Annotated in this window: 17 protein-coding genes; 13 read left to right on the forward strand and 4 right to left on the reverse strand. The window is 72.0% G+C overall.

What is annotated here, in order from left to right; translation table 11 throughout:
• From FJ251_04115 to FJ251_04125, 3 genes are all read left to right on the forward strand, one after another.
• A partial coding sequence (locus FJ251_04115; protein MBM4116917.1) for an MFS transporter occupies nt 1-484 on the forward strand: 484 nt, incomplete at its 5' end.
• Between the two features lie 66 nt (nt 485-550).
• On the forward strand, nt 551-1,543 hold the full coding sequence (locus FJ251_04120) for a hypothetical protein (protein MBM4116918.1): 993 nt from the start codon (nt 551-553) through the stop codon (nt 1,541-1,543).
• Nucleotides 1,544-1,623: 80 nt separating this feature from the next.
• A complete protein-coding gene (locus FJ251_04125) occupies nt 1,624-2,886 on the forward strand; it encodes a tetratricopeptide repeat protein (protein MBM4116919.1) in 1,263 nt (420 codons plus the stop codon).
• Nucleotides 2,887-2,889: 3 nt separating this feature from the next.
• On the opposite strand, the gene FJ251_04130 is transcribed toward FJ251_04125, so the two are convergent.
• The 3 genes from FJ251_04130 to FJ251_04140 form a co-directional block, all read right to left on the reverse strand.
• Nucleotides 2,890-5,724: a CHAT domain-containing protein gene (locus tag FJ251_04130; GenBank protein ID MBM4116920.1), complete on the reverse strand. Its 2,835-nt coding sequence runs from the start codon at nt 5,722-5,724 to the stop codon at nt 2,890-2,892.
• Between the two features lie 54 nt (nt 5,725-5,778).
• Nucleotides 5,779-6,135 carry a hypothetical protein gene (locus tag FJ251_04135; GenBank protein MBM4116921.1) on the reverse strand — a complete coding sequence of 119 codons (357 nt, stop codon included), beginning with the start codon at nt 6,133-6,135 and terminating at the stop codon, nt 5,779-5,781.
• Between the two features lie 293 nt (nt 6,136-6,428).
• Nucleotides 6,429-7,052, reverse strand: coding sequence for a sigma-70 family RNA polymerase sigma factor (locus tag FJ251_04140; protein ID MBM4116922.1), 624 nt, complete (start codon nt 7,050-7,052; stop codon nt 6,429-6,431).
• Nucleotides 7,053-7,229: 177 nt separating this feature from the next.
• On the opposite strand from FJ251_04140, the gene FJ251_04145 reads away from it, so the two are divergent.
• From FJ251_04145 to FJ251_04180, 8 genes are all read left to right on the forward strand, one after another.
• The gene (locus FJ251_04145; GenBank protein ID MBM4116923.1) at nt 7,230-8,849 is read left to right on the forward strand and encodes a hypothetical protein; all 1,620 of its coding nucleotides are present in this window, start codon (nt 7,230-7,232) and stop codon (nt 8,847-8,849) included.
• Between the two features lie 231 nt (nt 8,850-9,080).
• Nucleotides 9,081-11,444, forward strand: a complete 2,364-nt coding sequence (locus tag FJ251_04150) for a hypothetical protein (protein ID MBM4116924.1) — start codon at nt 9,081-9,083, stop codon at nt 11,442-11,444.
• A gap of 15 nt (nt 11,445-11,459) precedes the next feature.
• Complete coding sequence (locus tag FJ251_04155) at nt 11,460-12,872, forward strand: hypothetical protein (protein ID MBM4116925.1); 1,413 nt, start codon at nt 11,460-11,462, stop codon at nt 12,870-12,872.
• Complete coding sequence (locus FJ251_04160) at nt 12,869-13,570, forward strand: hypothetical protein (protein ID MBM4116926.1); 702 nt, start codon at nt 12,869-12,871, stop codon at nt 13,568-13,570. Before FJ251_04155 ends, FJ251_04160 begins: the two co-directional genes overlap by 4 nt.
• Nucleotides 13,567-16,146, forward strand: a complete 2,580-nt coding sequence (locus FJ251_04165) for a glycosyltransferase (GenBank protein MBM4116927.1) — start codon at nt 13,567-13,569, stop codon at nt 16,144-16,146. The genes FJ251_04160 and FJ251_04165 overlap by 4 nt, the downstream gene beginning before the upstream one ends.
• Nucleotides 16,143-17,561: a glycosyltransferase family 4 protein gene (locus FJ251_04170; protein MBM4116928.1), complete on the forward strand. Its 1,419-nt coding sequence runs from the start codon at nt 16,143-16,145 to the stop codon at nt 17,559-17,561. Before FJ251_04165 ends, FJ251_04170 begins: the two co-directional genes overlap by 4 nt.
• Entirely contained in the window at nt 17,542-19,404 is a 1,863-nt protein-coding gene (locus tag FJ251_04175; protein ID MBM4116929.1) for an ABC transporter ATP-binding protein, read from the forward strand. Before FJ251_04170 ends, FJ251_04175 begins: the two co-directional genes overlap by 20 nt.
• The gene (locus FJ251_04180; GenBank protein ID MBM4116930.1) at nt 19,355-20,491 is read left to right on the forward strand and encodes an aminoglycoside phosphotransferase family protein; all 1,137 of its coding nucleotides are present in this window, start codon (nt 19,355-19,357) and stop codon (nt 20,489-20,491) included. The genes FJ251_04175 and FJ251_04180 overlap by 50 nt, the downstream gene beginning before the upstream one ends.
• 8 nt (nt 20,492-20,499) lie before the next feature.
• Here the strand turns inward: FJ251_04180 and FJ251_04185 are convergent, their stop codons facing one another.
• Nucleotides 20,500-21,585 (reverse strand): 4Fe-4S binding protein, encoded by a 1,086-nt coding sequence (locus tag FJ251_04185; GenBank protein ID MBM4116931.1) that lies wholly within the window; start codon nt 21,583-21,585, stop codon nt 20,500-20,502.
• Between the two features lie 132 nt (nt 21,586-21,717).
• Here FJ251_04185 and FJ251_04190 point away from each other — a divergent pair, with 132 nt between their 5' ends.
• Nucleotides 21,718-22,824 (forward strand): HAMP domain-containing histidine kinase, encoded by a 1,107-nt coding sequence (locus tag FJ251_04190; GenBank protein MBM4116932.1) that lies wholly within the window; start codon nt 21,718-21,720, stop codon nt 22,822-22,824.
• A 2-nt stretch (nt 22,825-22,826) separates the two neighbouring features.
• Nucleotides 22,827-23,430, forward strand: a 604-nt coding sequence (locus tag FJ251_04195) for a response regulator transcription factor (GenBank protein MBM4116933.1), incomplete at its 3' end; no start/stop codon positions are given.

Genomic DNA, 23,430 nt, shown 5'->3' on the forward strand with positions numbered 1-23,430 from the left:
GGGGGCCCGCGACGTCCTCCGCATCGGCTCGGAGGGCTTCGGCGCGCTGATGGCCTCGCTGGGCGTCGGCTCCGTGTGCGCGGGGCTGGTGCTCGCCTTCCGGCGGCGCGTCGATCCCATCCGCACGATGCTCGTGGGCGCCGGCGGCCTCGCGCTCGCCGACATCGCCCTTGCGCTCTCGCCGCGCGCCAACTTCACGCCCCTCGCCTTCGTGCTGCTCTTCGGCGCCGGTTTCGCGGCCGTCTCGCTGACGGCGACCGCCAACACGGCCATCCAGTCTCGGGTCCCCGACGCGCTGCGCGGCCGAGTGATGAGCGTCTACCTCACCGCCTTCGCGGCCTCGGTGCCGCTGGGCGGGCTCTTCGCCGGGGCGCTGGCCCGCGCCTGGGGCGCGCCCTTCGCCCTCGCCACCGGCGGCCTGCTCTCGGGGCTGGCGCTGCTCCTCGCCCTCTGGCGTTTGCGCCCGGCGGCCCTGGCCGGCTAGCTGGCGGCTTGCACCCTATACGCCTGTCGAGTATTCTTCCCGGCACCCTCCACGGCGGAACGGCCCATGTCCCAGCGCGACGACGACTCCCTGCGCGAGGTGCTCGAGGCGCTCACCCGCCTGCGCCTCAGCCACGACCGCCTGCGCGGCGAGCGCGCGCCCGGCGATGCGGCCGAGCGCCGCCCGCTGGCGCCGGCGGATGAGCCCGTCGACTTCTCCGACTTGCCCTGGATCGACGAGGCCGGCGCCGAGGCCAGCCTGGAAGCGCTGGTCGGCGCGACGGTCGGCCGCCACGCCGATGCCCAGGGACAGGTCGGCGAGTACCTGCGCCGCGAGGTCGAGGTCGAGACGCGCCTGCCGCATCTGCGCGGCCTGGGCGAGGCCCTGCGCGAGGCCCTGCCCGAGGCCGCCGGGCTCGCCGGCCTCGTCCAGGACGCCGACCTGCTCGCCGAGGCGCGCGCCGAGGACCTGCTCTTCCTCGACCTCGAGACGACCGGCCTGCACCGCGGCATCGTCGTGCTGCTTGGCTTCATGCGCCTGGGGCCGGGCGAGAAGCCGCTCACCTGCACGCAGCTTTTCCCGCGCGGCTATGCGGAGGAGGCGCCGCTGCTCGGGGAGTTCATCGCCCACCTGCGCCGGCACCCGCTGCTCGTCACCTTCAACGGCCGCGGCTTCGACGCGCCCTTCCTCGAGAGCCGCCTGCGCTTCCACGGCTGGTTCGAGCCCCTCGGCTACGCGCACGTGGACCTGCTCCACCTCGCGCGCCGCCTCTGGCAGGGCCGCCTGCCCGACTTCCGCCTGCAGACCCTCGAGCGGCGCCTCTTCGGTCGCCGCCGGCTGGCCGATCTGCCGGGCAGCGAGGTGCCGCGCATCTGGGAGGACTACGAAAGGAGCGGCGAGCTGCGCCACCTGCCGGGCATCTGGGAGCACAACCTGCGGGACATCGCCACGCTGGCCGAGCTGCTCGTGCGCGCGGTGCGCGAGCTGCCGCTCGTCGACGGCGAGCGGCCGGACGGCGAGGCGCCCGACGCCGAGGCTTCCGCGCGCGGCGCTCGCTGATCGAAAGGTCCTTGGCAAGCCCGCGCCGCTCGTGCAGTCTGGCGGGGCATTCGGTCTCGAACGCAGCGCGGAGGTGGATCATGCGGCAGCGCCTCGTGTCACTGCTCCTGCTCGCGGCACTCGCGGCGCCCCTCCCGGCCGGGGCCGGCGACGCTGGCGCGACCTATCGCTTCCTCGAGGAGCTCTACAACCGCTTCGACCGCGCGCTGCAGCCCTACCTGATCAGCGAGTTCGAGCAATACCTGGCCGTCTACCCGGCCGGTGCGCGCGCCGATCGCGCCCTCTACCTGCTCGGCCGCACTTACGAGGACGCGGGCGACCGGCACGCAGCGCTCGCCGCCTACGCGAAGCTGCTCTACCTGTACCCGACGAGCGACGAGCGCGCCGCGGCGCTGGACGCCCTGCGCGCCATCCTCGGCCGCGAGAAGTTCTACATCGACCAGCGAGGCCGCCTGGAAGCCCTGCTGCGCGAGGCGGACGGCTCCGGCAGCCGCGCGGACCGCCACTACGCCTACCTCAGCTTCCTCAGCAAGCTCGACGCGACGCGCCTGCACGAGCGCCTGCTCGCCGAGTGCACGGCCTTCAAGCGCGACTACCCGCTCGACGCGCGCCTGCCGCACCTCGACCTCTGGATCGCCGTCTCCTGGGCGAACAAGGGCGGCAGCCTCGAATCGGCCCAGGCCTTCCGCAAGTTCGAGGCGCTCTACCCGGAGGACCCCTCGCTGCCCTACGCCCGCTACACGCGCGCCGAGCTGCTCAGCCGCGAGCTGAACGGCGGCCAGCAGGCGATCTCGATCCTGCGCGGCCTGGTGGCGAGCTTCCCCGAGAGCCGCTATGCGCCGCGCGCGCTCTTCCTGCTCGGCGAGACGCAGGCGCGCCTGAAGGACTTCAAGCAGGCCATCGCCGACTACCGCCGTCTCGCCGACGAGTACGCGGCGGACGAAGCGGCGCCGGCCGCCCTGCTTGCCGTGGCCGAGATCCAGGAGCGCCAGCTCAGGGACCTGCCGGCGGCCGCCGCCACGCTGAAGGAACTGCCCGAGCGCTTCCCGGGCGAGGCGCGTGGCGTCGAGGCGCTCGAGCGCGCGGCGATGCTCGAGACGCAACGCCTGGGCGACCACCGCAGCGCCGCCGCCACCTTCGCCAGCGTGGCGGACTACTTCCCGCAGCACGAGCGAGCGGCCGAGAGCCTGCTCAAGGCCGGCAAGCTGCACGAGGAGAAGACCGGCGATCTCCAGGCCGCGCTCGCCTACTATCGCCTCGCGCTCGAGCGCTACCCGGGCGACCGCAAGGCGGGCGAGCTGGGGCGTCGCGCCGAGCGGCTGAGTCAGCGGCTCGGCGGCTGAGCCCTAGGCGCCGTAGACGCTGAAGCCCCCCCAGAAGAAAGGGTGTCCGCGCGCCTCGCGCAAAGCGCGGGCGGCGGCCCACAAGGCGCGCCCTGCGTCGGCCTCCGCCGCGGCGAGGTACTCGGCGTAGAAGGCCGCCATGAAGTCGCGCGTCGCGGCGTCGTGGACCCGCCAGCGGCTTGCGACCAGGGTCCGCGCGCCCGCCGCCAGGAAGCCGTGCGCGACGCCGTCCAGTTCCCCGCCCTGCTCCCCGAGGACTTCTCCGCTCTCGCAGGCGCTGAGGACGACCAGCTCCGCCGCTAGCTCGAGGTCGGCGAGGTCGGCGAGGAAGACGGCGCCGTCGTCGGTCGCCAGGCGCGAGAAGTGGGGGTTGTCGGCGCGGAAGCGGCCGTGCGTGATCAGGTGCAGATGCCGGCAGTCGGGCAGGAGCGAGAGCAGCGTTTCGCGGGTCGGATCGCGGTGCACCCGCGGCCGCCGGCCGGCGGCGGCAAGCTGGCCGGCGACGCCCGCGAGCTCGGCGCCGGTCTCGGGCGGCCCCACGCGGATCGCCCCGGCCACATGATAGCCGCCCGCCGCCTGTCGCCCTCGTCGCTTGCGGCCGAGCAGGAAGTCGGCGGTTGGCGTCCGCGTGATGAGGAACTGCTCGCCGAGGTAGGCGCTCCCATCGTGCAGGCATTCGAAGGGAACCCCGTGCAGGAAGGCATGGGGGATCACCGTGAGGCGTCCGTCCCTGGGGATGCGCAAGGCGAGGGGCGCGATGAGCGCCGCGTGCAGGCGGGCCAGCGCGCGCTCTGTCGATTCGCGGGCGAGCGCGAGGTCGAAACCAGGTCGCTCGGCCGCGAGGGCGGCGGCGTTCAGCTGGAAGCGGAAGCGCTCGCACGCGAGACGGATCTCAGCCTCAGTCGCTGACAGGGTGACGAGGCGCCGCTGGCTCCGCGTGAGGAGCAGGGCGACGATGCGATCGCCGGCTACGAAGTACTGAAGCAGGCACTCGTCGGGGCGCAGGACCGCCGCGATCTGGTCGAGGCGGGTCCGCTGCCAGGCGGCACCGCCCGGGTCGAGCCCCGCCACCTGTCGGATGTTGCCGAGGAGCCTGCGTTCGCGCGCCAGCAGCTCGCGACGCAGGCGTTCCAGGGCCGCGGAATCGCTGGCAGGACTCCCCAGCAGCTCGGCGTCCTCGAGTCGGCGGGTCAGCGCCGCGAGGGCCGCCCGCTCGGCGCGCTGGGCTTCCGGGATCACCCGCGTTCGCGCCGCTTGGCGCTCGCGGAATCCGCGCGCTCGCGCCCGCTCTGCCAGCGCGAAGATCGCGGCGAACTGGGGTCGGCGGGCGTCGAGCTGGAGGCCAACTTGCTGGGTGAAGAGCGGGTCGTAGCGGGCGAAGGCGCGCGTGCGCATCTCGGCGCCGGGAATGAGCCGGCGCTGCGCCTCGAAGGCGAGCAGCGCCCGGGCGAAATGCCGCGCCGCCAGGCGGCGCTCCCCGCGCTGCGCCGCGAGGTGGGAGAGGAGCGCTTCGAGCCGCAGCCGATCGCCACTGCTGAGCCGGCCGCGCTCGGCCAGCACCGGCGCCAGCGCCGCCGCCGCCGCGGCCGGCCGCCGTCGGGCCAGGCAGATCTCCGCGCTGAGGAAGCAGTCGTCGCGCGCGCCGCGCACCATGCCGAGCGAGGCATGGATCCGCTTGGCGCGCCCGACCAGGCGCTGGGCGCCGGCCAGATCGCCGAGCGCGAGCGCGGCCCGCGCCTGGACCGCGAGCGCCTGCGCCACGCGCGGCCGAATGCGCTGCCGGCGATAGTAGTCGAGGGCCTCGGTCAGCGGAGCGAGGGCGGCCTGGGGTTGCGCGAGGGCGAGAAGGATCTGGGCCTCGTCCACCCGGGCGAGCGCCGTGTCGAGCGCCATCGCTTCGCCGCTGAAGCCCGCGATCGCCTGCTGGATCAGGCCGTGCGCTTCGTCGGCGATGCCCAGCTCGAGGTACAGCTCGGCGCGCAGGCGCTGCGAGGCGGCAAGCATGTCCCGCTGCCCCGCGGTTGCGAAGGCCTCTCCGGCTTGTTCCAGCAGAGCGAGCGCGGCGCGGAAGTCGCCGCGGAGCCCCTCGAGGAAGGCGCGGTTGAAGCGGGCCTGCGCGAGGAGCGAATCGAGGCCGAGCCGCGCGCACTCCGCTTCCACCCGCAAGAAGAGGCGCCGCGCCGGCTCCACTTGCGACAGGCTCGTCTGCGAGATGGCCTGGTTCATCAGGAGCCCGACCCAGGTGGCGTCGCGTTGGCCAAGGCGATCGAAGATGCGAGCGGCCTCGCCGTAGCTCGCGAGGGCCTCGCCGTAGCGATCCTGCTGGTAGGAGGCGTTGCCGCGGTTCATGAAGAGCTTGCCGAGGTAGGCGAGGTCGCGGCTCCGCCGCAGAAGCCGTTCCGCCTGGCGACTCAGCGATTCCGCCAGGACCCGCTCCCCGAGCAGCGAATGGAGATGGACCCTGCCGACGAGGATCTGGCCGAGCAGGGCGGCGGCACCTGCGCGTTCCGCGGCTGCGCAGGCCTCACCATAAGCGCGGCGCGCGAGCCGCAGGCGGCCGGTGAAGAGATAGGCCTCGGCGCGACAGCGCCAGGCGTGAGCCAGCCCCTCGGGCCCAACGCTGGCCTGATGGCGGCGGGCCAGCTGCAGTAGCGGTCGCGAGAGCGCATCGGCGCGAGCGGGGTCGCTCATCAGGAGGGAGGCGGCGCAGTCCCGGGCGGCGGCGATCGCCGCGCGATCGGGCCGGTAGGCGGGATCGCCTAGACGCGCCGCGAGCAAGGCCGGCGTGAGGTCGCCTTCGGCGAGCGGAGGGGCAAGGGGTCGATCGTCCGATACCATGAGGCGACCTTCGCAGCAACTGCCGGCCGCCGCAGCCGGCGGCTGCGGTCGATACTAGCTGGGCAGGTCGATACGGATCAACTGGTCGGCGATGAGAATGGAGAAGCTCGCCGTGCTCGCGGGCAGGGAGGGAATCTCGAACTCCCCGAGGTCGGAGAGCGGGTACTCCGCGAGACCGTCGGCGCCGAGGGCCGCTGCCCGCGTCGCGGGCGGAATCGCCTGGCCCGAGTTCGCCATCAGCTGTCCGCGCAAGTTGCGACATCCGCCCCCCGCGTCCGCGAGCTGCAGCGCAAGGCGGCAGGCCCCAGCCTCGTAGAAGAGCGTCCGCTCGCCGGCAACGGCGGCGCTCCGGAGCGCGGGCGCGGACCGCAGAGAGGAGTCGGCCGTCAGCACCGCGACGACCGCCTGCACCGGGCGGCCGAGCCGCTCGATCCATCTCTCGAGAGCCGTGCCGGAGTCGCGAGCCCCACTCGCGACCCCGGCGCCGGCCTGAGACAATTGCAAGGAAGCCAGGGATCTCTCCAGCAAGTCCATGGGGATCGCTGGAAGCCGAGCATCTTCCAGTGCCGAGAGCAAACCGCGCAGGGCTTCTGCGTTCCTGGCGCAGCGAGGGCAGGCGGCGCAGTGTGCCGCGACTGCAGGGTCCTTCCCCTCCTCCACATGCGCCAGAATCGTCTCCCAATCAGGGTGCTGCACGCGCGGTGTCATTCCTCAGTTCTCCCGCTGTTTCTTCTCGGCCGCTTGCCGGAGTCTGCCTTCCCTCCAGTAGACGGAGCCGGCCCCCGGTTTGATAGCCCCGCGAGCGTTTTCTTCAGTCGCTCGAGGCAGCGTGCGCGCGTCGGTCCGATGCTGCCGATGGGGATGCCCTGCCGCTCCTGGATCGCCAGGTAGCTGGGCTGCGGTTCTTCGATGAAGAGGGCGTGCAGCAGGTCGCGGCAGCGAGGGTCGAGCGCGCCCAGGGCATCCCGAACCCGTGCGACCGCCTCGAGGCGCTCGAGGGCTTCCAGCGCCTCGGGCTCGACCAGCAGCCTGGAATCGTCCTCGAGTTCCGTGATGTCGAGCGTCGGCCGCTGCCGGCGCCGGGTATCGATCGCCGCGCGGTAGGCGATGTTGTAGACCCAGGCCGCGAGCCGGTCCGGCTCGCGCAGAGTGGCGAGCGAGCGATGGGCGGCCAGACAGACCGTCTGGAAGTGGTCCTCGCGTTCCGCCTCGGTCAGGCCGAGCCGCCGGCCCACCGCATAGATCAGCCGCCCGTAGTCGGCCAGGAACCGGCGCCAGGCCAGCTCATCGCCCGCGAGCATCGCGGCCACCTGCGAACGCAGATCCATGGATTCCTCGGGGTGAATCGCTGCCGCCAACGCGCGGCGCGGACTCGCTCACCCCCGCTTCAATAGGACGGGTCGCGAGGCCCTGTCAACCCGGGATCCGGCCTTGCCGATTACGTTGTCCGATATCTCGGCTGTGCGGCCCGGGATTTGTGGAAAATTGACGTTCTTTCCATATTGATGTACACTCCCGACAGCTCCATTCCTGGCAGTCCCCTCCGCATCGGCAGGTGCCCCATGATTCGGCTCCAGACTCCGCCGGCATTCCCGTTCCTTCGCGCCGCCGCGCTGACTGCTCTGCTATGGGCTACGGCCGGTGTTCCCCGCGAGGCCACCGCCAGCGACGGGGAGGGTCCCGAGTACCGCGATCGACAGGTCGCCGTGCGGCTGCTGGCCGGGAGCGACATCGCCGCCTTCAACGGTCGCTGGGGAACCACCCTCGTCGCATCGCTGGCGGACGAGAACTACCATCTCGTCGAGGTGCCCGAGCTGGAGGATTGCGAGCAGCTGGCCTTGCTCATGGCAGCCGATCCCGAGGTCCTGCGCAGCGACCTCAACTTCGTCGTCGAAGGTCCGGAAGCCGTGCGGCAGATGGTCGTCGGCGCCGTCGGCGGCGGCTGGGCGGACTTCGAGTTTCAGCGCATGGCGGAAGCGATCGGAGTGGCGACCGCCCACGCCTACTCCCGCGGCGAGGGGATCACCGTCGCCGTCCTGGATACCGGGGTCTACGAGGGTCACGACGTCCTCCACGATCGCCTGACCTGGCCCGGGCGCGACTTCCTCGATGGCGACAACGAGCCGCGCGACGAAGCAAACGGCGTCGATGACGATCTCGACGGGATGATCGACGAGGGCTACGGGCACGGCACCATGGTCGCCGGCCTGATCGCTCTCGTCGCCCCGGAAGCGCGCATCCTGCCCATCCGCATTCTCGACGACGAGGGGCGCACGGACCTCTTCACGATGGCGGCCGGTATCGAGTACGCCCGCTTGGCCGGCGCACGCGTGATCAACATGAGCTTCGGCGCCCGGCTCGAGACCTTGCCGGGGCTCGAGTACCTGTTCCAGCGCTGCGCCGCCGAGGGCGTGATCCCCGTCGCCGGCGCCGGCAACGACAACCGCAGCGATCTACCCCTCTATCCCGCGCAGGTGGCGGAGGTGTTCATGGTCACGGCCCTGGACACGCTGGGGGTGAAGGCCGACTTCGCCGATTACAGCGAGCGGGTCCTCGTCGCCGCTCCGGGCGTCGGCTTGCGCAGCAGCTACCCGGAGGGAGAGGACGACGAGGAGTGGGGACTGGGCGCCGGTTGCTCCTTCGCCACGGCGCTCGTCTCGGCCGAAGTGGCGCTCATCCTCGCCCAGGATCCATCGCTCGACCACGGCGCGGTTCGCGCGCGCGTCGCGTCGGCGGTGACGGACATCTACAGCCTGCCCGGCAACGAGGCCTATCTCGGCCGCCTCGGCACGGGCATGATCTTCCTGCCGCTCGCGCTTGGCGCGGATCAGACCGCCGTCCCCGGCATTCCGGAGCTGGCCGGCCTTCATCTGGACGCCTACCCGAATCCCACGCCCGGGACGGTCCGCTTCTCCCTTCCGGGAGGGCGGTCCGCTGCGATCGGTCCACTCGCGGTCTTCGACAGCGCGGGTCGCCTCGTGCGACGACTCGATCTCGGCGCGACCGGGATCGGCATCTGGGACGGCCTCGACGAGGCGGGCCGCCGGCTGCCGGCGGGTGCCTACTTCGCGCGGCTGAGCACGCCGGCCGGCGTGTTGCGATCGAAGGTCGTGCTGATGCGCTAGGGGGCGAGCACCCTCGCACGGAGACCGCATCCCGGACCCCTACCTCCTCTTTGCGCTTCCTCATTGGTGTTTGCCAACAAACACCGCCGTCCTGGTATTTCCCCCCGGCTCGCCACGTCCACTCCAGTCACAGGCGGATCAGCTTCGCCGCTTGGCCACGCGCGAGAGTCCACGCGATTGCGCCGAGCGCCTCGCAGCCCGCCTCCCGCCCGCACTCTGGCAGGGACGACGATGGATACCCGGTCACAAGAGAACCACGAGCAGGCCGAGGGCGATCGCCTGCGCGCGGTCATCTACTCGCATGACACCTATGGCCTGGGCCACCTCACCCGAACGCAGCGGGTGGCGGCCGGCATCGTGGCCGCCTTCCCCCAGGCCTGCGTGCTGATCGTCTCGGGCTCGCCCGTGGCGCATCGCTTCCAGTTCCCCGCCCGCGTCGACTACCTGAAGCTGCCCTCGGTCGTGAAACTGGGTCCCAGCGAGTACGGGTCCCGCTCGCTGCTGATCACTCCCCGCCGGATCCGGCGCCTGCGCAGTCGTCTCATCCTGACGGCGATCGATCACTTCCGCCCCAACCTCCTGATGGTCGACAACGTGCCCCTGGGCATGAAGGGTGAGCTGCGGCCGGCGCTGCAACACCTGAAGCGCCGCTACCCGAACTGCAAGATCCACCTCAACCTGCGCGACATCCTCGACGACGCGTCGACGATCCGCGCGCATTGGCAGGCGACCGGCGCCGCCGCGGCCGTCGAAGGTCTGTTCGACGCGGTCAACGTCTTCGGCTGCCGGGAAATCTACGATAGTGAGGCTGCCTACGCGCTGCCGAGCGGGCGGACTCGCTTCCTCGGCTACATCGGCCCGGGCGATCCCGCGCCCACGGCGGCGCCCGGCACGCCGCCCGGCGCGCGCGCGCGCGTCCTCGTGACTGTCGGTGGCGGCGGCGACGGCGAGCCCCTGCTCAGCGCGGTCGCCGACCTCCAGGCCGCGCTCGGGCCGGCGAGTCCATACCACTTCCTGGTCATCACGGGGCCCTTGATGGATGGCGACACTCGCACGGCGCTTGGCGATCGATTCGCGCAACTGCCTGCCGCCGAATGCCACGAGTACCTGCCGGACCTGCCAGCGCAGATGGCGGCCGCTGATCTCGTGCTGTCGATGGGCGGCTACAACACGCTGTGCGAAGTGATGGCGCGCGCCCGGCGGGCCATCGTCGTTCCCCGCCAGCATCCCCGCCGCGAGCAGCTGATCCGGGCGGAAGCGCTGGCGGCGCGGGGCGTCCTGCGCCTGCTGGCCCTCGATCGGCTCGACACCACAAGTCTGCAGGCGGCGCTCGCGAGCAGCCTCGACGAGGGGCCCACGCTGACGGCTGCCGTTCTACCCGCCCTAGACGGTATCGCCGTGCTGCAGAGACAGCTTCGCGAGGATTTCCGGGCCAGCGTGGCGCGGCCGCGGGGCGGCGCCGCGGCCGCCCCTCCGGGCGCCGAGCGCGGGGCATCCGCGCCGCCACTGGTGGGCGCCCTGCCGACGCCTCCGCGGGGGGCCGTCAGCGCACCGCGAGCGCCCCTCAAGCACCTGCTGACCTTGGCCTGCCTGCTGCTGGCGGGGGCGCGATCGGTGAGTGCCGGTCTGCAGCCCGCGGAGGCGGCACTCGGCATCCGGCTGGGCCATGACAGCAACCTGCTCGATGCCTCGGATGCCGAGCGCGCCGCCTTCGCCGCCGGCGCGCCCGGCACGCTCTTCGCGGTCGACGCCATGACGGACCGCTTCCTCGACCTGGCCGCCCAGGCGCGCTGGACGCTGGGCCGTCCGCTCGGCGTCAAGACGCAGCTGGCGGGGGACTACGAGCGCCGGCAGTACATCGGCAATGCGATCGTCAGTCGGGAGCGATTCGGCATCGAGCTGCTGGGACGGCTGGCCGGGCGGACCCGCGTCGGTCTCAAGCTCGGCTACGTGCCGCAGGTCTACGCGCGGCACCGGCTGGACAAGGACGCCCTGCCCGGCGCTCCCCTCTTTCGCGCGGAAGTCTACAGCGCCTGGGAGACCGGGCTGGAACTCCGCCAGGCGCTCGGCGAGCGCTGGCAGCTGAGCGGCGAGGTCGGCGGGACCTGGCGAGACTATGTGGAGGCTTTCAACGAGCGCGATCGGCGGCGCCTCGCGCTGGCGCTGGGGGCGAACTGGGAGGCGAATCCGCGGCTGCGGCTCGCCCTCAGCGGCGGACATCTCCGGTCCTGGTCGCGCAACGAGCCCGACCTCGGGCGCGACCTCTCCGCGGCCGAATGGTGGCTGCGACCGGCCCTCGTCATTGCGGCCGCCCCGCATCTGCTCGAGGCCGAGCTGGCCCTGGAGCTGAGGCGGCGCGAGTACCTGTCCACCCTCGTCGACGACTGGAGCCACTACGGACGCGAGGACCGCTCGGGGGCGGTGCAGGCGACGCTGCAGCGGACGCTGCGCGCGGACCTCGCCCTCGTCGGCCAGTTCACGCGCGCTTGGCGGAGCGCGGAGTTGGCCGCCGAGAGCGCGATCGACTACGACGACGAAGGGACCTTTTCGGAATCCGTTGTTGCCGTCGGCATCGACTGGCGTTGGGAAGACTAGCCCAAAGGAGCAGGCATGATTTCCAGTCTCACGCGCGGCCTCATTGGCGCCGCCTCCATCGCACTCGCGTTCGCCGCGGTTCCCGCGCAGGCCGCCTGGACCAGCTTCCACGGCGATGCGCGCAATTCGGGTTTCTGCACGAACGACGCCCCCTTCGACTCGTTGCTGGCCTGGACCGTCGCCACGGGCGACAGCATCGTCTTCTCCTCGCCGGTCGTCGGGGCGGACGGCCGCCTCTACGTGGGCACGCTCGGCGATCGGCTCCTCGCGCTCTCCCCGCAGGGGGACCACCTGTGGTCGTACTCCGCCGGTGGCAATTTCCGGCACTCGACCCCGGCGATCGCCGCGGACGGCAGCATCACGATCGCCAGCGCCGATGGCGTGCTCCACGCGGTGAACCCCAATGGCAGCGCTCGCTGGACGCTAGCGCTGCCCAGTACGGTCAAGTCGTCTCCGAAGATCGCCGCCGACGGCACCATCTACATCGGGGCCGAGAACGGGCGGCTCTACGCGGTGAACGCGACCGGCACCCTGCGCTGGTCCTACCTCACGGGCGGCGCGATCCGCACCGTGCCCGCCATCGCCAACGACGGCACCGTGCTCTTCGGCTCGCTGGACGGCAAGCTCTACGCGCTGCATGCCAATGGCACCCTGCGCTGGTCCGCGCTGACCAATGGACAGCTCAAGTTCTCGTCGCCGACCGTGACGGAGAGCGGAGTCGTCTACTTCGGCTCTTATGACGGCTTCTTGTACGCAGTGACTCTGGACCAGACTTTCCTCTGGGCCTATCCGACCGGACACGTCCTGCGCTCCTCGCCGGCCATCGGCCCCCTCGGGCAGATCTACATCGGCGTGGACAGCAAGCTGATCGCCCTCCTGCCCGACGGCACTCTCGCCTGGGAGTACGACACGGGCGGCGAGATCTACAGCTCGCCCGTCTACTTCGGCGACGATGACGTGGTTTGCGTCGGCTCGGACAGCGGGGTCTTCCACTGCCTGCGCGCAGACGGCCAGCTCGACTGGACCTTCACCGTCGGTAGCCAGATCCGCACGGTGCCCTGTCCGGCGCCGAGCGGCCACATCTACGTTGCCGATGCCGCGGGGACGATCTGGGCGATGGGCGCGCCGATCAACGTGGCCGCGCCGGAGAGCGCGCTGCCGGTAGCGGGACTCGGGGTGCGCCCGACCCGGAATCCGGCGATCGGCAGCGTCACCTTCGAGGCGCTCGATCAGACGGCCCGGCAGTTGGACCTGCTCCTCTACGACGTTGCCGGCCGGCACGTGGTCACCCTGCCCGGCGGCGACCGCGACGCCCGCCTCTGGAACGGACTCGACGCCGAAGGACGGCGCGCCCCCGCCGGCACCTACCTGTATCGCCTGCAGGGGAGCCCCGCGCGCGGCGCGGGCCGGCTGACGTTGTTGCGATGAGATCGACGACGCGACGCTGCCGCCACCTGCTGCTCTGCTCTGCGCTCGCCGCCGCGATCGGCGCCTGCTCGCCGGACGTCGAGGACGGGCTGGGCCCGCAGGTGCCGATTCCCAACGTGACGGGCTCGGCGCTGCGCGCGGAGCAGCCCGCCGACGGCCTCGACGTCGAGATCGAGGACGCCGAGACGGGCGAGACCGCGGCCGCCACGGTCACCGTCGGCGGCCAGTTCGGATTCGCCGAGATCCCGGCCGGGCGCTGGGAGATCAAGGTTTCCGGCGCTGACGCGGGCGACTTCGACTCGGTGAGCCGAGTCTTCGAGTTGGACTCGGCCGACCAGCTCCAACCCCCGCTCGAGTTCGAGGTCTGGGCCTTCGGCTGCCGGAGTCTGGCGCCCGCCGCCGGTGTCCGCCTGCCGCGTCCGAACGTCTTCGCGCCCCTGACCTTTCGCTGGGTGAACCCCAGCGGCGGCCGCGTGGAGCTCGACGGGGTGCGCGTCTTCGTCTACACGGCAGCCGGCGATCGGATCTGGACCTCCGAGAAGCTGGTGGCGGCGGAACTCTCCTGGAACGGCGTCGCCAACGCGGGCGACCTGGCCGGGCAGGCCGTGCCCGCCGGAGACTACTACTGGCGCTTGCGCGTCGACTTCGTGGACTCCCTGGAAGCGAGGCTGGATCCACAGGCAATGGTGTTCGAATGAGCCGCGCCGCCCGCAGCGAGATCCTCGCGGCCGCCCCCTCGTCGCGGCCGCTCTCGCCGGCGCCGGCGATGCAGCCGGAAACGGCGACCTGGGACGGACGCACGGGGACCCTGGCCTATGTCGCCAAGATGTTCCCGCGGATCTCCGAGACCTTCATCCTGCGCGAGATCCTGGCGCTCAAGCAGGCCGGCATTCCCGTGCAGATCTACTCCCTCCTGCCGCCGACGCGCGACTCCCGGGTGCAGCCCGAGGCGCTGCCGCTGCTGCCCGAGGTGCGCTACCTGGCCGCCCCCGGTCCGGGCAGCCTCGGCCCCTGCCTCGCCGAACTGGGCGTTGCCCTCCGCGGACGGCCCGGCGCGACCCTCAAAGAGCTGACGTGGACGCTCCTGCGCCCGACGCGGGCGAACTGGCGGCGCTTCCTGCGCGGCCTGCTGCTCGCGCGGCGACTCCGCGCCGATCGGGCGGCGCACGTGCACGCCGCCTGGGCGCACACGCCGGCCAGCGTGACCCGGCTCGCCTGCGCGCTCACCGGCATTCCCTGGAGCATGGGAGCGCACGCGAAGGACATCCATCTCTCGAGCCCGGATTCGCTGCGCCGCAAGCTCGCCGCGGCTCGCTTCACCACGGTCTGCTCGGGGAGCAATCAACGCTACCTGCAGGCTCTGACGGCGCCGGCAGCCGGTCTGCCCGAGCCTGCGGTGCTGCTCAACTACCACGGCGTCGATTGCGACTACTTCACGCCCGCGGTCGAACCCGGGCCCAGCGCGGCCTCCGGCCGCGCGCCGCTGATCCTCGCCGTTGGCCGGCTCGTGCCGAAGAAGGGCTTCGACGTCCTGATCGCGGCCGCCGCCCGCCTGCGCGAGCGCGGTCTGCGTCTCCGGCTCGCGATCATCGGCGCCGGTCCGCTCGCCCATCCGCTGGCGGATCAGGCCGCGGCCCTCGGTCTCGCCGAGTGCGTGACCTTCGCGGGCCTTTCCACGCTCGACGAGGTGCGCGAAGCCTATCGCGTGGCGAGCTGCGTCGTGCTGCCGGCGCGCATCGCCGCCGACGGCGATCGCGACGGGATCCCCAACACCCTGGCCGAGGCGATGGCGATGGGCCTGCCCGTCGTGTCGACGGCGCTGCCGGGAATCGGGGAGCTCGTCAAGGACGGCGAGACGGGACTCCTCGTGCCGCCGGATGACGCCGAGGCGCTCGCCGACGGGCTGCAGCGCCTGATCACGGACCTCGCCTTCGCGCGCGGGCTCGGCCAGGCGGGACGGGCCTGGGTGCAGGCGAACTTCGCGGCCCGGGACTGGGAGACGCGCATCGCCGGGCGCCTGAAGCGGACGCTCGGGGTCGAGCGCATCCTGTATGTCAGCGCCGATCGCGGTGTGCCCGTCCGCGGGGGCAAGGGCGCCTCGGTGCACCTGCGCTCGGTGATCAAGGCGCTGGCCGCCGAAGGCGTCGAGAGCCAGTTGATCACCACGCAGCCCGGGCCGGCGGCGGGGCCGCCGCCGACCTGCGCGATGACGCGTGCGGCCTGCGCCCCCTGGCAGGAGCGCGCCCTGCGTCGCATCGCGGGCTGGAGCCGCGGCGGGCGGCCGCTGGAGCGGGCCCTCCTGCGCCTCGCCGACAACCTTGCCCTCTACAGGAGCGGGCGGCGCCTGGCGGCGGCCTGGCATCCGGATCTCGTCTACGAGCGCTACGCCCTGACTGCGATCGCGGGTTCGCTGCTCGCGCACCGCCTCGGCGTGCCGCACTGCCTCGAGGTGAACGCACCCCTGGCCGAGGAGGAAGCCCGCTACCGGGGCCTGCGGCTGGGTGCCCTTGCCCGCGCCACCGAGGGCTGGCTGCTCCGCCGGGCGGACTGCTTGGTGGTCGTCTCCGAGGCCCTGGCCGTCCACGCGCGCAGGCTCGGCGTCGATCCGGCCCGCATCCTCGTTCTGCCCAACGCCGTCGATGGCGAGCTCTTCCACGCCGGCCGCGAGGGCGCAGCGCTGCGCCGGCAGCTCGGTCTGGAGGACGCCTTTGTCGTCGGCTTCACGGGCACCTTGAAGCCCTGGCACGGCGTCGACCACTTGCTGCGGGCGGCCGCGCAGGCGCTACCCAAGCTGCCGCGCCTGAGCTTGCTCATCGTGGGCGAGGGCCCCGAGCGCGCCTCCTTGGAGCGCCTCGCCCGGGAGCTGGCGCTGGGCGACCGCGTGCGCTTCACGGGTCAAGTCGAGCACGCAGCGGTCGGGGAGTACATCGCCGCCTGCGACGTCCTCTGCGCCCCCTACGGCCCCATGGACGATCACTGGTTCTCGCCCCTCAAAGTCAGCGAGTACCTCGCGACCGGCCGACCGGTCATCGCGTCGGCGATCGGACAGCTCGCCGAGTGCCTGGACGAGTCCCGCGGCGTCGTCCTCGTCCCCCCGGGCGATGAGGCGCAGCTGGCGACGGCGCTGACCCGTCTTGCCGACGACCCGGGGCGGCGCGCCGGCCTGGCGGCGGCCGCGGCGCAAGCGCGGGCCTGGACCTGGCGGCGGCTGGTGCGCGAGGTGCTCGGTGCCGCGGAACCCGCGCGTCGCGTCAACTGGAGGTGGACAGCATGAGCAACCTGGTCGCGCTCCCCCCGTTCGCGGGCAGCGAGTTCGTTCCGACGCCCGGCCCTCCCCTGACGATCGGCTACGTCCTCAAGATGTTCCCGCGCTTCTCGGAGACCTTCATCCTCAACGAGATCCTGGAGCTGGAGCGCCAGGGCGTGCGGGTCGTCATCTTCTCGATGAAGACGCCCAACGAGCGGCTGCGCCAGGCCGAGGTCGCCGCGGTCCAGGCGCGCGTGCACGTCGTCCCCGAATTCCGGGGCGCCGCCCTGGTCCGCCACCTGATCGCCCACGCGCGCTGCCTCCTGCGCTCTCCGCGTCGGTACTGGCAGACGCTTCACTTTGCTCGCACCCGCGGCTCGGACGCCGCCTGGGAGAAGTTCCTCGCGGCCCCCTACATCGTCCGGACAGCACAGCGCGCGGGTGTCGAGCACTTTCATGCGCACTTCGCCAGCGGACCGGCCCGCCAGGCGAAGCTCGCGGCCATGATCTCCGGGATTCCCTTCAGCTTCACCGGCCCCGCCAAGGACCTCTTCTGGGCCGGCCACCAGCACGGCAAGAACAACAAGCTCAAGAAGCGGGTTCGCGAAGCGAGCTTCGTGATCACCATCAGCGACTTCAATCGCGACTTCATCCGCAGCCTGGACTTCCGCGTGCCGCGGCGGCGCCTGCTCACGGTGCCGAACGGCATGGACCTCCGCCAGTGGACCTTCGTCCGGCCGCTCGGCCTGCCGCTCGGCGCGCGTCCGGAGGAGCCGCCGCTCTTCTTGGCCGTCGGCCGTTTGGTGGAGAAGAAGGGTTTCGCGGATCTGGTCGAGGCTTGCCGGATCCTGCGCGATCGCGGACGTGCGTTCCGCTGCGTGATCGCCGGCGAGGGGCCGGAGCGCGAGCGGTTGGCCGAACGGATCGCGGCGGCCGGCCTCACGGACGCGGTCGTCCTCGCCGGGGCGGTGCCCCTGGCCGAACTGCGCGCCGATCTGCTCCCGTCGGCGAGCGTGCTCATTCAGCCCTCGATCGTCTGCGAGGACGGGGATCGCGACGGGATCCCGACCGTGATCCTGGAGGCGATGGCGACCGGCCTGCCCGTGATCTCCACCCCCGTCTCGGGCATCGGCGAAGCCGTGGTCCATGGCGTGACGGGACTGCTCGTCGGGCAGCGCAAGCCGGAATCGCTCGCGACGGCGATGGACATCCTCGTCCAGGATCCCGCCCTCGCCGCCCGCCTGGCCACGGGCGGCCGCCGCCTCGTCGAGACGCGGTTCAACCTGCGCACCAACGTCGGCATCCTCATCCACCTCTTCCGGCATTCGGCCCGGGGCGATCGGCGCTGGTCGGAGGCCAAACTGCGCGAACGGCTCGGGCTCGCGCCGGTGCTCGAGCCCGGGTTCGAGGGAGAGGCGCTCGATGCTGCAGCTCAGGGCTAACGTCATGCCGCTCCGGTCCGCGTGGGCGGACGCGATGCGCTTCCTCGCCATCCTCAGGCGCTTCCGGGCCTACGTGCGCCCGCAGCTGCGATCGATCCTGCTCGCCGCGGCGGCGAGCGTCGGCTACACGATCGCGACGCTGCTCGAACCCTGGCCGCTGCAGGTCATCTTCGACGGCATCCTCCTGCAGCGACCGCTGCGGATCTTCGGCTGGGATCTGGCCACGCTCGGTGCGGACGGACGGGTGGTCCTGCTGGGCGGGGCCGCCGCCGCCGTGCTCGTCCTCGCGCTCCTGCGCGGGCAGTTCTACTTCATCCAGAACGTACGCGCCGCCACCGCGGGCCAGGATGTCGTGATGGGCATCCGGCGGGCGCTCTTCAATCACCTGCAGACCCTCTCGCTCTCCTTCCACCGCCGGGCGCAGGCAGGCGATCTGCTCATGCGTCTGACGGGGGACATCGTGATGCTGCGGGAGATGGTCGTCGCCGCGCTGATCACCCTCTTGACGCAGGGCCTGGTGATCGTCGGCATGCTGGTTGGCATGCTCGCGCTCAACGTGCGTTTGACCCTGATCGCGGTGCTGATCGTGCCGCTGCTCTTCCTGATCCTCTCCAGTTTCCGCCTGCGCCTGTCGGTGGCGGCTCAGCAGCAACGCAAACGAGAAGGGCGCCTGGCCTCGTCGATGCACGAGGTCCTCACCAGCATCCAGGTCGTCCAGGCCAACACGGCGGAGAAATACGAGGACGAGCGCTTCAAGCAGATGAACCGGCGCAGCCTTGGCGCGGGGGTGCGCTTGACGCGCCTCGAGGCGCAGATGAATCGATCCGTCCAGGTGGCGATCGCGCTCGGCATCTGCCTCGTCCTCTGGCTGGGCAGCCGCGACGTGCTCGCCGGCCGCCTGAGCCCCGGGGAACTGCTGGTCTTCCTCGCCTACCTGCGCAGCCTCTATCGCCCGCTGCAGCAGACCGCGAAGATGACCCTGCGCATGGCGAAGGCGTCCGCCTGCGGCGACCGCGTGCTGGAGGTCCTGGACGAGAAGCCGGCGATCCAGAACCCGGCCGGCGGCCGGGTGCTGCGCGAGGTGCGCGGCTGGATCAGCTTCCGCGGCGTCAGCTTCGCTTACCGGGCAGACACGCCCGTGCTGCAGGAGATCGACCTCGAGGCGCGGCCCGGTGAGTTGATCGCGCTCGTCGGACCGACAGGCGCGGGCAAGACCACACTCCTGCACCTGATTCCGCGCTTCTACGATCCCACGGCCGGGGAGCTTCGCATCGAGGGGATTCCGGTGCAGGAGATCGGCCTGCGTTCCCTGCGGCGACAGATCGGTTTCCTGCCTCAGGACGCCGCGACGATGGGGCTCTCGATCCGCGAGAACATCAGCTACGGCGCGATCGGGCGGAAGGGGAGCGCCCCCAGCGATGCCGAGATCGAGGCGGTGGCCCGCGCGGCGCGGGCGCACGAGTTCATCCTGCGCCTGCCCCGCGGCTACGACACGGTCATCGGCGAGCGAGGGGGGACTCTCTCGGGCGGGCAGCGGCAGCGGCTGGCGATCGCGCGCGCGCTGATGCGGAACGCCCCGATCCTGCTGCTCGACGAACCGACGACCGGTCTCGACCCGATCGCCGAGGAGGCCGTGCTGGCGGGACTGGCCGAGTTGACGCGCGGCCGCACGACGCTGGTCATCGCCCACCATCTCAGCACCATCCTGCGCGCCGATCGCATCGTCTTCCTGCGGGAGGGCCGAATCGTCGAGGAGGGGCCGCACCGGGCATTGCTCGCGCAGGGCGGCGCCTATGCCGAGTTCTTCCAGAGCGAGTGGGGACGGATCGCCAAGCATGCCTGAGAGCAGCGACAGGCGGCCCGCAGCGAATGGGCAGGTGCCAGGCGAGGCAGGGCCGTCCCCAGCCTGGCAGCGACGCCGGGAGCGTCTCCTCCTGCCGAGCAAGGCGCTGCGGCTCCTGCGCGAAACGGGCGCCGATTCGGACTGGGAGCTTCGCGGTCTGGTTGCGATCACCCCGGTCAAGGAGTGGCCCGAGCGCCGCTTGACGGTGCGCTACCTGGCCCTCGCGCGGCAGGCGGGGCAGCGAACCCGGCCGCTGGTCCTCTACGGCAAGCTCTATCGTGGGTCCGGCGGGGAACGCAGCCTGGCAGTCCTGCGCGCACTGCGCGCGCAGATCGGGTCCGGCTGCGACCTGCCCGACCCGCTCGGCTATCTTGCGCGACGCCGCTTCCTCCTGATGACGGGCCTGGAGGGCGTGAGCCTCGCGGAGGCCTGCGCGGGGCCCGGGGCAGTGAGCCAGGTGGCGCGAGCCGGTTCGGCGCTCGCCAGCTTCCACGGCGCCCCTGGCCTGGCGGAGGGCGCGCAGCGGGGGCAGTCGCCCTGGCCCCGCCACAGCCGGGAGGCGGAACTGGCCGTGCTCGAGGAGGCGAAGGAGCGAGTTGCCCGGAGCGAACTGGCGGAGTCGCTCCGGTGCCTGTACGCCGAGACCGCCCGGGCCGCCGCGGGCGTGCTGGCGGCGCTGCCCGAGGGGCCGGCGGTCACTCTCCACCGCGACCTCTACCCGGACCAGATCATCCTGAGCGCGGCCCGTGTGGGCCTCATCGATCTCGACGCGGTGGCCCTCGGTGAGGCCGAGTTGGACCTCGGCAACCTCGCCGCGCACCTGTGGCTCGCCGATCTCCAGACCCACGGACGGCTGGCGGCCGCGCCCGGCCTCGCTTCCGCTCTCCTCGCCGCCTATGGCGAGACGCAGGCCATCGACCGCCGCCGCCTGGCCAGCTACCGCGCAGCGGCCTTGCTCAGGCTGGCCTCGCTCGAACGGCTGGCGGCACCCGCGCGCAGCGTGCTGCCCTGGCCGCAACTCGCCGGGCGCCTCATCCAGGAGGCGCGGGCGGCCCTGGCGAGCGAGTACGTCTCCGGCCGGCGCTGAGCCGGCCCCTAGCGCGGGTGGTCGACCTGTGCCGCTTCGGGGATGCGGCGCAGGTACTCCGTGTCCGGGATTGCACCATACCAGAGCCCGGCCGCCCGGCTGCCCGCGTAGCCCACCAGGAAGAGCAGGACCACCAGCGCCGCGAAGCGCAGGGCGCTGAGCTGGCGCCGCGTGCCAGCGAGCGCGAGCGCGTTGGTTTGCGGGCAGGAGGCGACGCAGTCCAGGCAGCCCGTGCACTCGGGGCTCAGCACGCGCGCCGAGCGCGAGATCGGCAAGCGCGCCATGCAGACGCGGTCGCAGAGCCCGCAGTCCGTGCAGCGCGGCGCGTGGCGCGCGATGCGCAAGGGCGAGGCCCAGGACACGAGCCCGAGCAGGGCGCCGTAGGGGCAGAGGTAGCGGCACCAGGGGCCGTTCACGACCAGCGAGGCCGCGGCGAGGGCGAGCAGCACGATCGCCGCCGTCAGCCCCATCCGCGTGAAGAACCAGAGCATCTTCACATCGGCGACCTGGTTGTAGTCGCTGGCGATGAAAGCGGCGAGCGCCGGCCCGCTCATCGTGAAGATCGCCCACAGGAAAAAACCGAGCAGCAGGTACTTCACGCCGCGCAGCGGGATGTCGACCGCGCCCGGCAGGCGCGGATTGCGCCCACGGAGGCCGGGCAGGCGCCGGCCGAGGCGGGCGAGGCTCTCCGAGAGGAGACCCACCGGGCAGACCCAACTGCAGAACGCCTTTCGGAGGAGCAGAGCCATCGCCACGAAGAGGAGAAAGAGCATGGTCGCCGCGGGGTGTACGGCATTGAGCCGGCCCTGGCGGATCCAGTCGACGAGGCCCATCAGCCCGCTGATCGGCAGGAAGCCCTCGACGCCCGGCGGCCGCGCGGGCAGCTCGTAGCGCGCAGCGAGTGCCTCGGCATCGAGCCCGCGCTCGAGGTCGGCGCGGTAGGCGGGGGCGAGCTGCTCGGCCCGGCGCACGAAGTGGGCGAACTGCAGCCCGAGCAAGAGCACGAGGGCCGCGAAGCCGATCTGGACGAGCAGGCGCACGCGGTAGCTCTTCAGGCCGCGACGGCCGACAGTGCCGGCGAGGATGCGCTGCATGGTCCTCCTGAGGCCGGTGCCGCACCTCACCTCGCGCTGCCGGGCGCCGGTCCGCCCTTACCGGCCAAGGTAGGCAGGCGTCGCGGGCCCTGCTATGATGCGGGTCAAGTTTCGGTCCCGAGGACGGTCCCCTTGCGCTCCCGCCGCCTGCTGCTGTGGCTCTACCTCGTCTTCCTGGTGACGATCCTCGCCCAGGGCATCTGGTGGCTCGTCTACCTCGGGCGCGAAGGCAGGCACTACCTGAACTGGCAAGTGCAGCGCCTGCAAACGGACCAGCTCCACGCCGCCCACCTCCTGCGCAGCGTGCCCGCCTTCCAGGCTGACCCCGAAGGCACGCTGGCGCCGCACTTCCCCGATCTGCACTTCGCGCGCACGCCGCACGGCTACGAGATCCACATCGACCCGGGGATGGAGAGCGCGATCCGCGTCGAGACCGCGCGCCGCCGGCGGATGTTCCTCTGGGAGGGCGGCTTCTTCCTCTTCCTGCTCCTGGCCGGGGCGAGCATGGTCTTCGTCGCCTACCGGCGCGAGGCGGCCTTTCGCCGCAGCCGCGAGCTCTTCCTCGCTGGCGTCACGCACGAGTTCAAGACGCCGCTGGCCAGCCTGAGCCTGTACAGCGAGACGCTCGAGCGCCCCGAGCTCGGCGGGGAGCAGCGCGCGACGATCCTCGCCCACATGGCCGAGGATCTGCGCCGCCTGCGCCTGATGGTGGAGCAGGTGCTGGCCGTCAGCCGCGCGGAGTCGCCGGCCGCGCTGAACCCGGTTGCGCTCGATCCCGCCGAGATCGCGCGGCAGGTGCTGGCCGACCTGGCGCCCCTGATCGCCCGCGAGGGCGCCCAGGTGACGAGCGCGCTGCCGGCCGGCGAGCTGGTGCGCGCCGACGAGCCAGCGCTCGCGACCGCCCTGCGCAACCTGGTGATCAACGCGATCCACTACTCGCCGCCGCCAGCGAAGGTGACGCTCAGCCTTGCGCGCGAAGGGCGCTGGCTGCGCCTGAGCGTGCGCGACGAGGGGCCGGGCATCCCGCGGCGGGAGCAGAAGCGCGTCTTCCAGAGCTTCTACCGCGTGGGGGAGGCCGGCCGGCGGCCGGCAGGGATCCACGGCAGCGGCCTGGGGCTCTACCTGGTCAAGCGCAACCTCGAGGCCATGGGCGGCCGCGTCGAACTCGTCAGCGCGCCCGGTGCCGGCGCCAGCTTCTCGCTGCTGCTGCCGGCCGCGCCGCGCCCGGAAGGAGACTGAGCATGGCGACGAAGAAACGCATCCTCATCGTCGAGGACGAAGAGCACCTCGCCGAGGGCCTGCGCATCAACCTCGAGCTCGAGGGCTACGAGCCGGTGCTGGCCGCCAGCGCCGAGGAGGCCTGGCGCATCTGGCAGAAGAGCCGCGCCGACCTGATCCTGCTCGACGTCATGCTGCCCGGCATGGACGGTCTCGAGTTCTGCGGCCTGCTGCGCGAGAAGGGCGAGCGCGTGCCGATCCTCTTCCTGACAGCGCGCGACCGCGACGAGGACCGCGTGCGCGGCCTCGAAGAAGGCGGCGACGACTACCTGACCAAGCCCTTCAACCTGCGCGAGCTGCTGGCCCGCGTGAAGGGTTTGTTCAGACGCGAGGAGTGGGCGCGCAGCAAGCCGCCGATCACCGTGCTCCGCTTCGCCGGCCGCGAGATCGATCTGCTCGCCTTCACGCTGCGCGGGCCCGAGGGCGAGAGCCGCCTCAAGGAGAAGGAGGCGATGATCCTGCGCCTGCTCGCCGAGCGCGCGGGCGAGGCCCTCGACCGCGAGACGATCATCGATCGCATCTGGGGCTACGACGCCTACCCGAGCACGCGCACCGTGGACAACTTTT

The organism is bacterium (assembly GCA_016873475.1).
In the GTDB taxonomy this organism is placed as follows: domain Bacteria; phylum Krumholzibacteriota; class Krumholzibacteriia; order JACNKJ01; family JACNKJ01; genus VGXI01.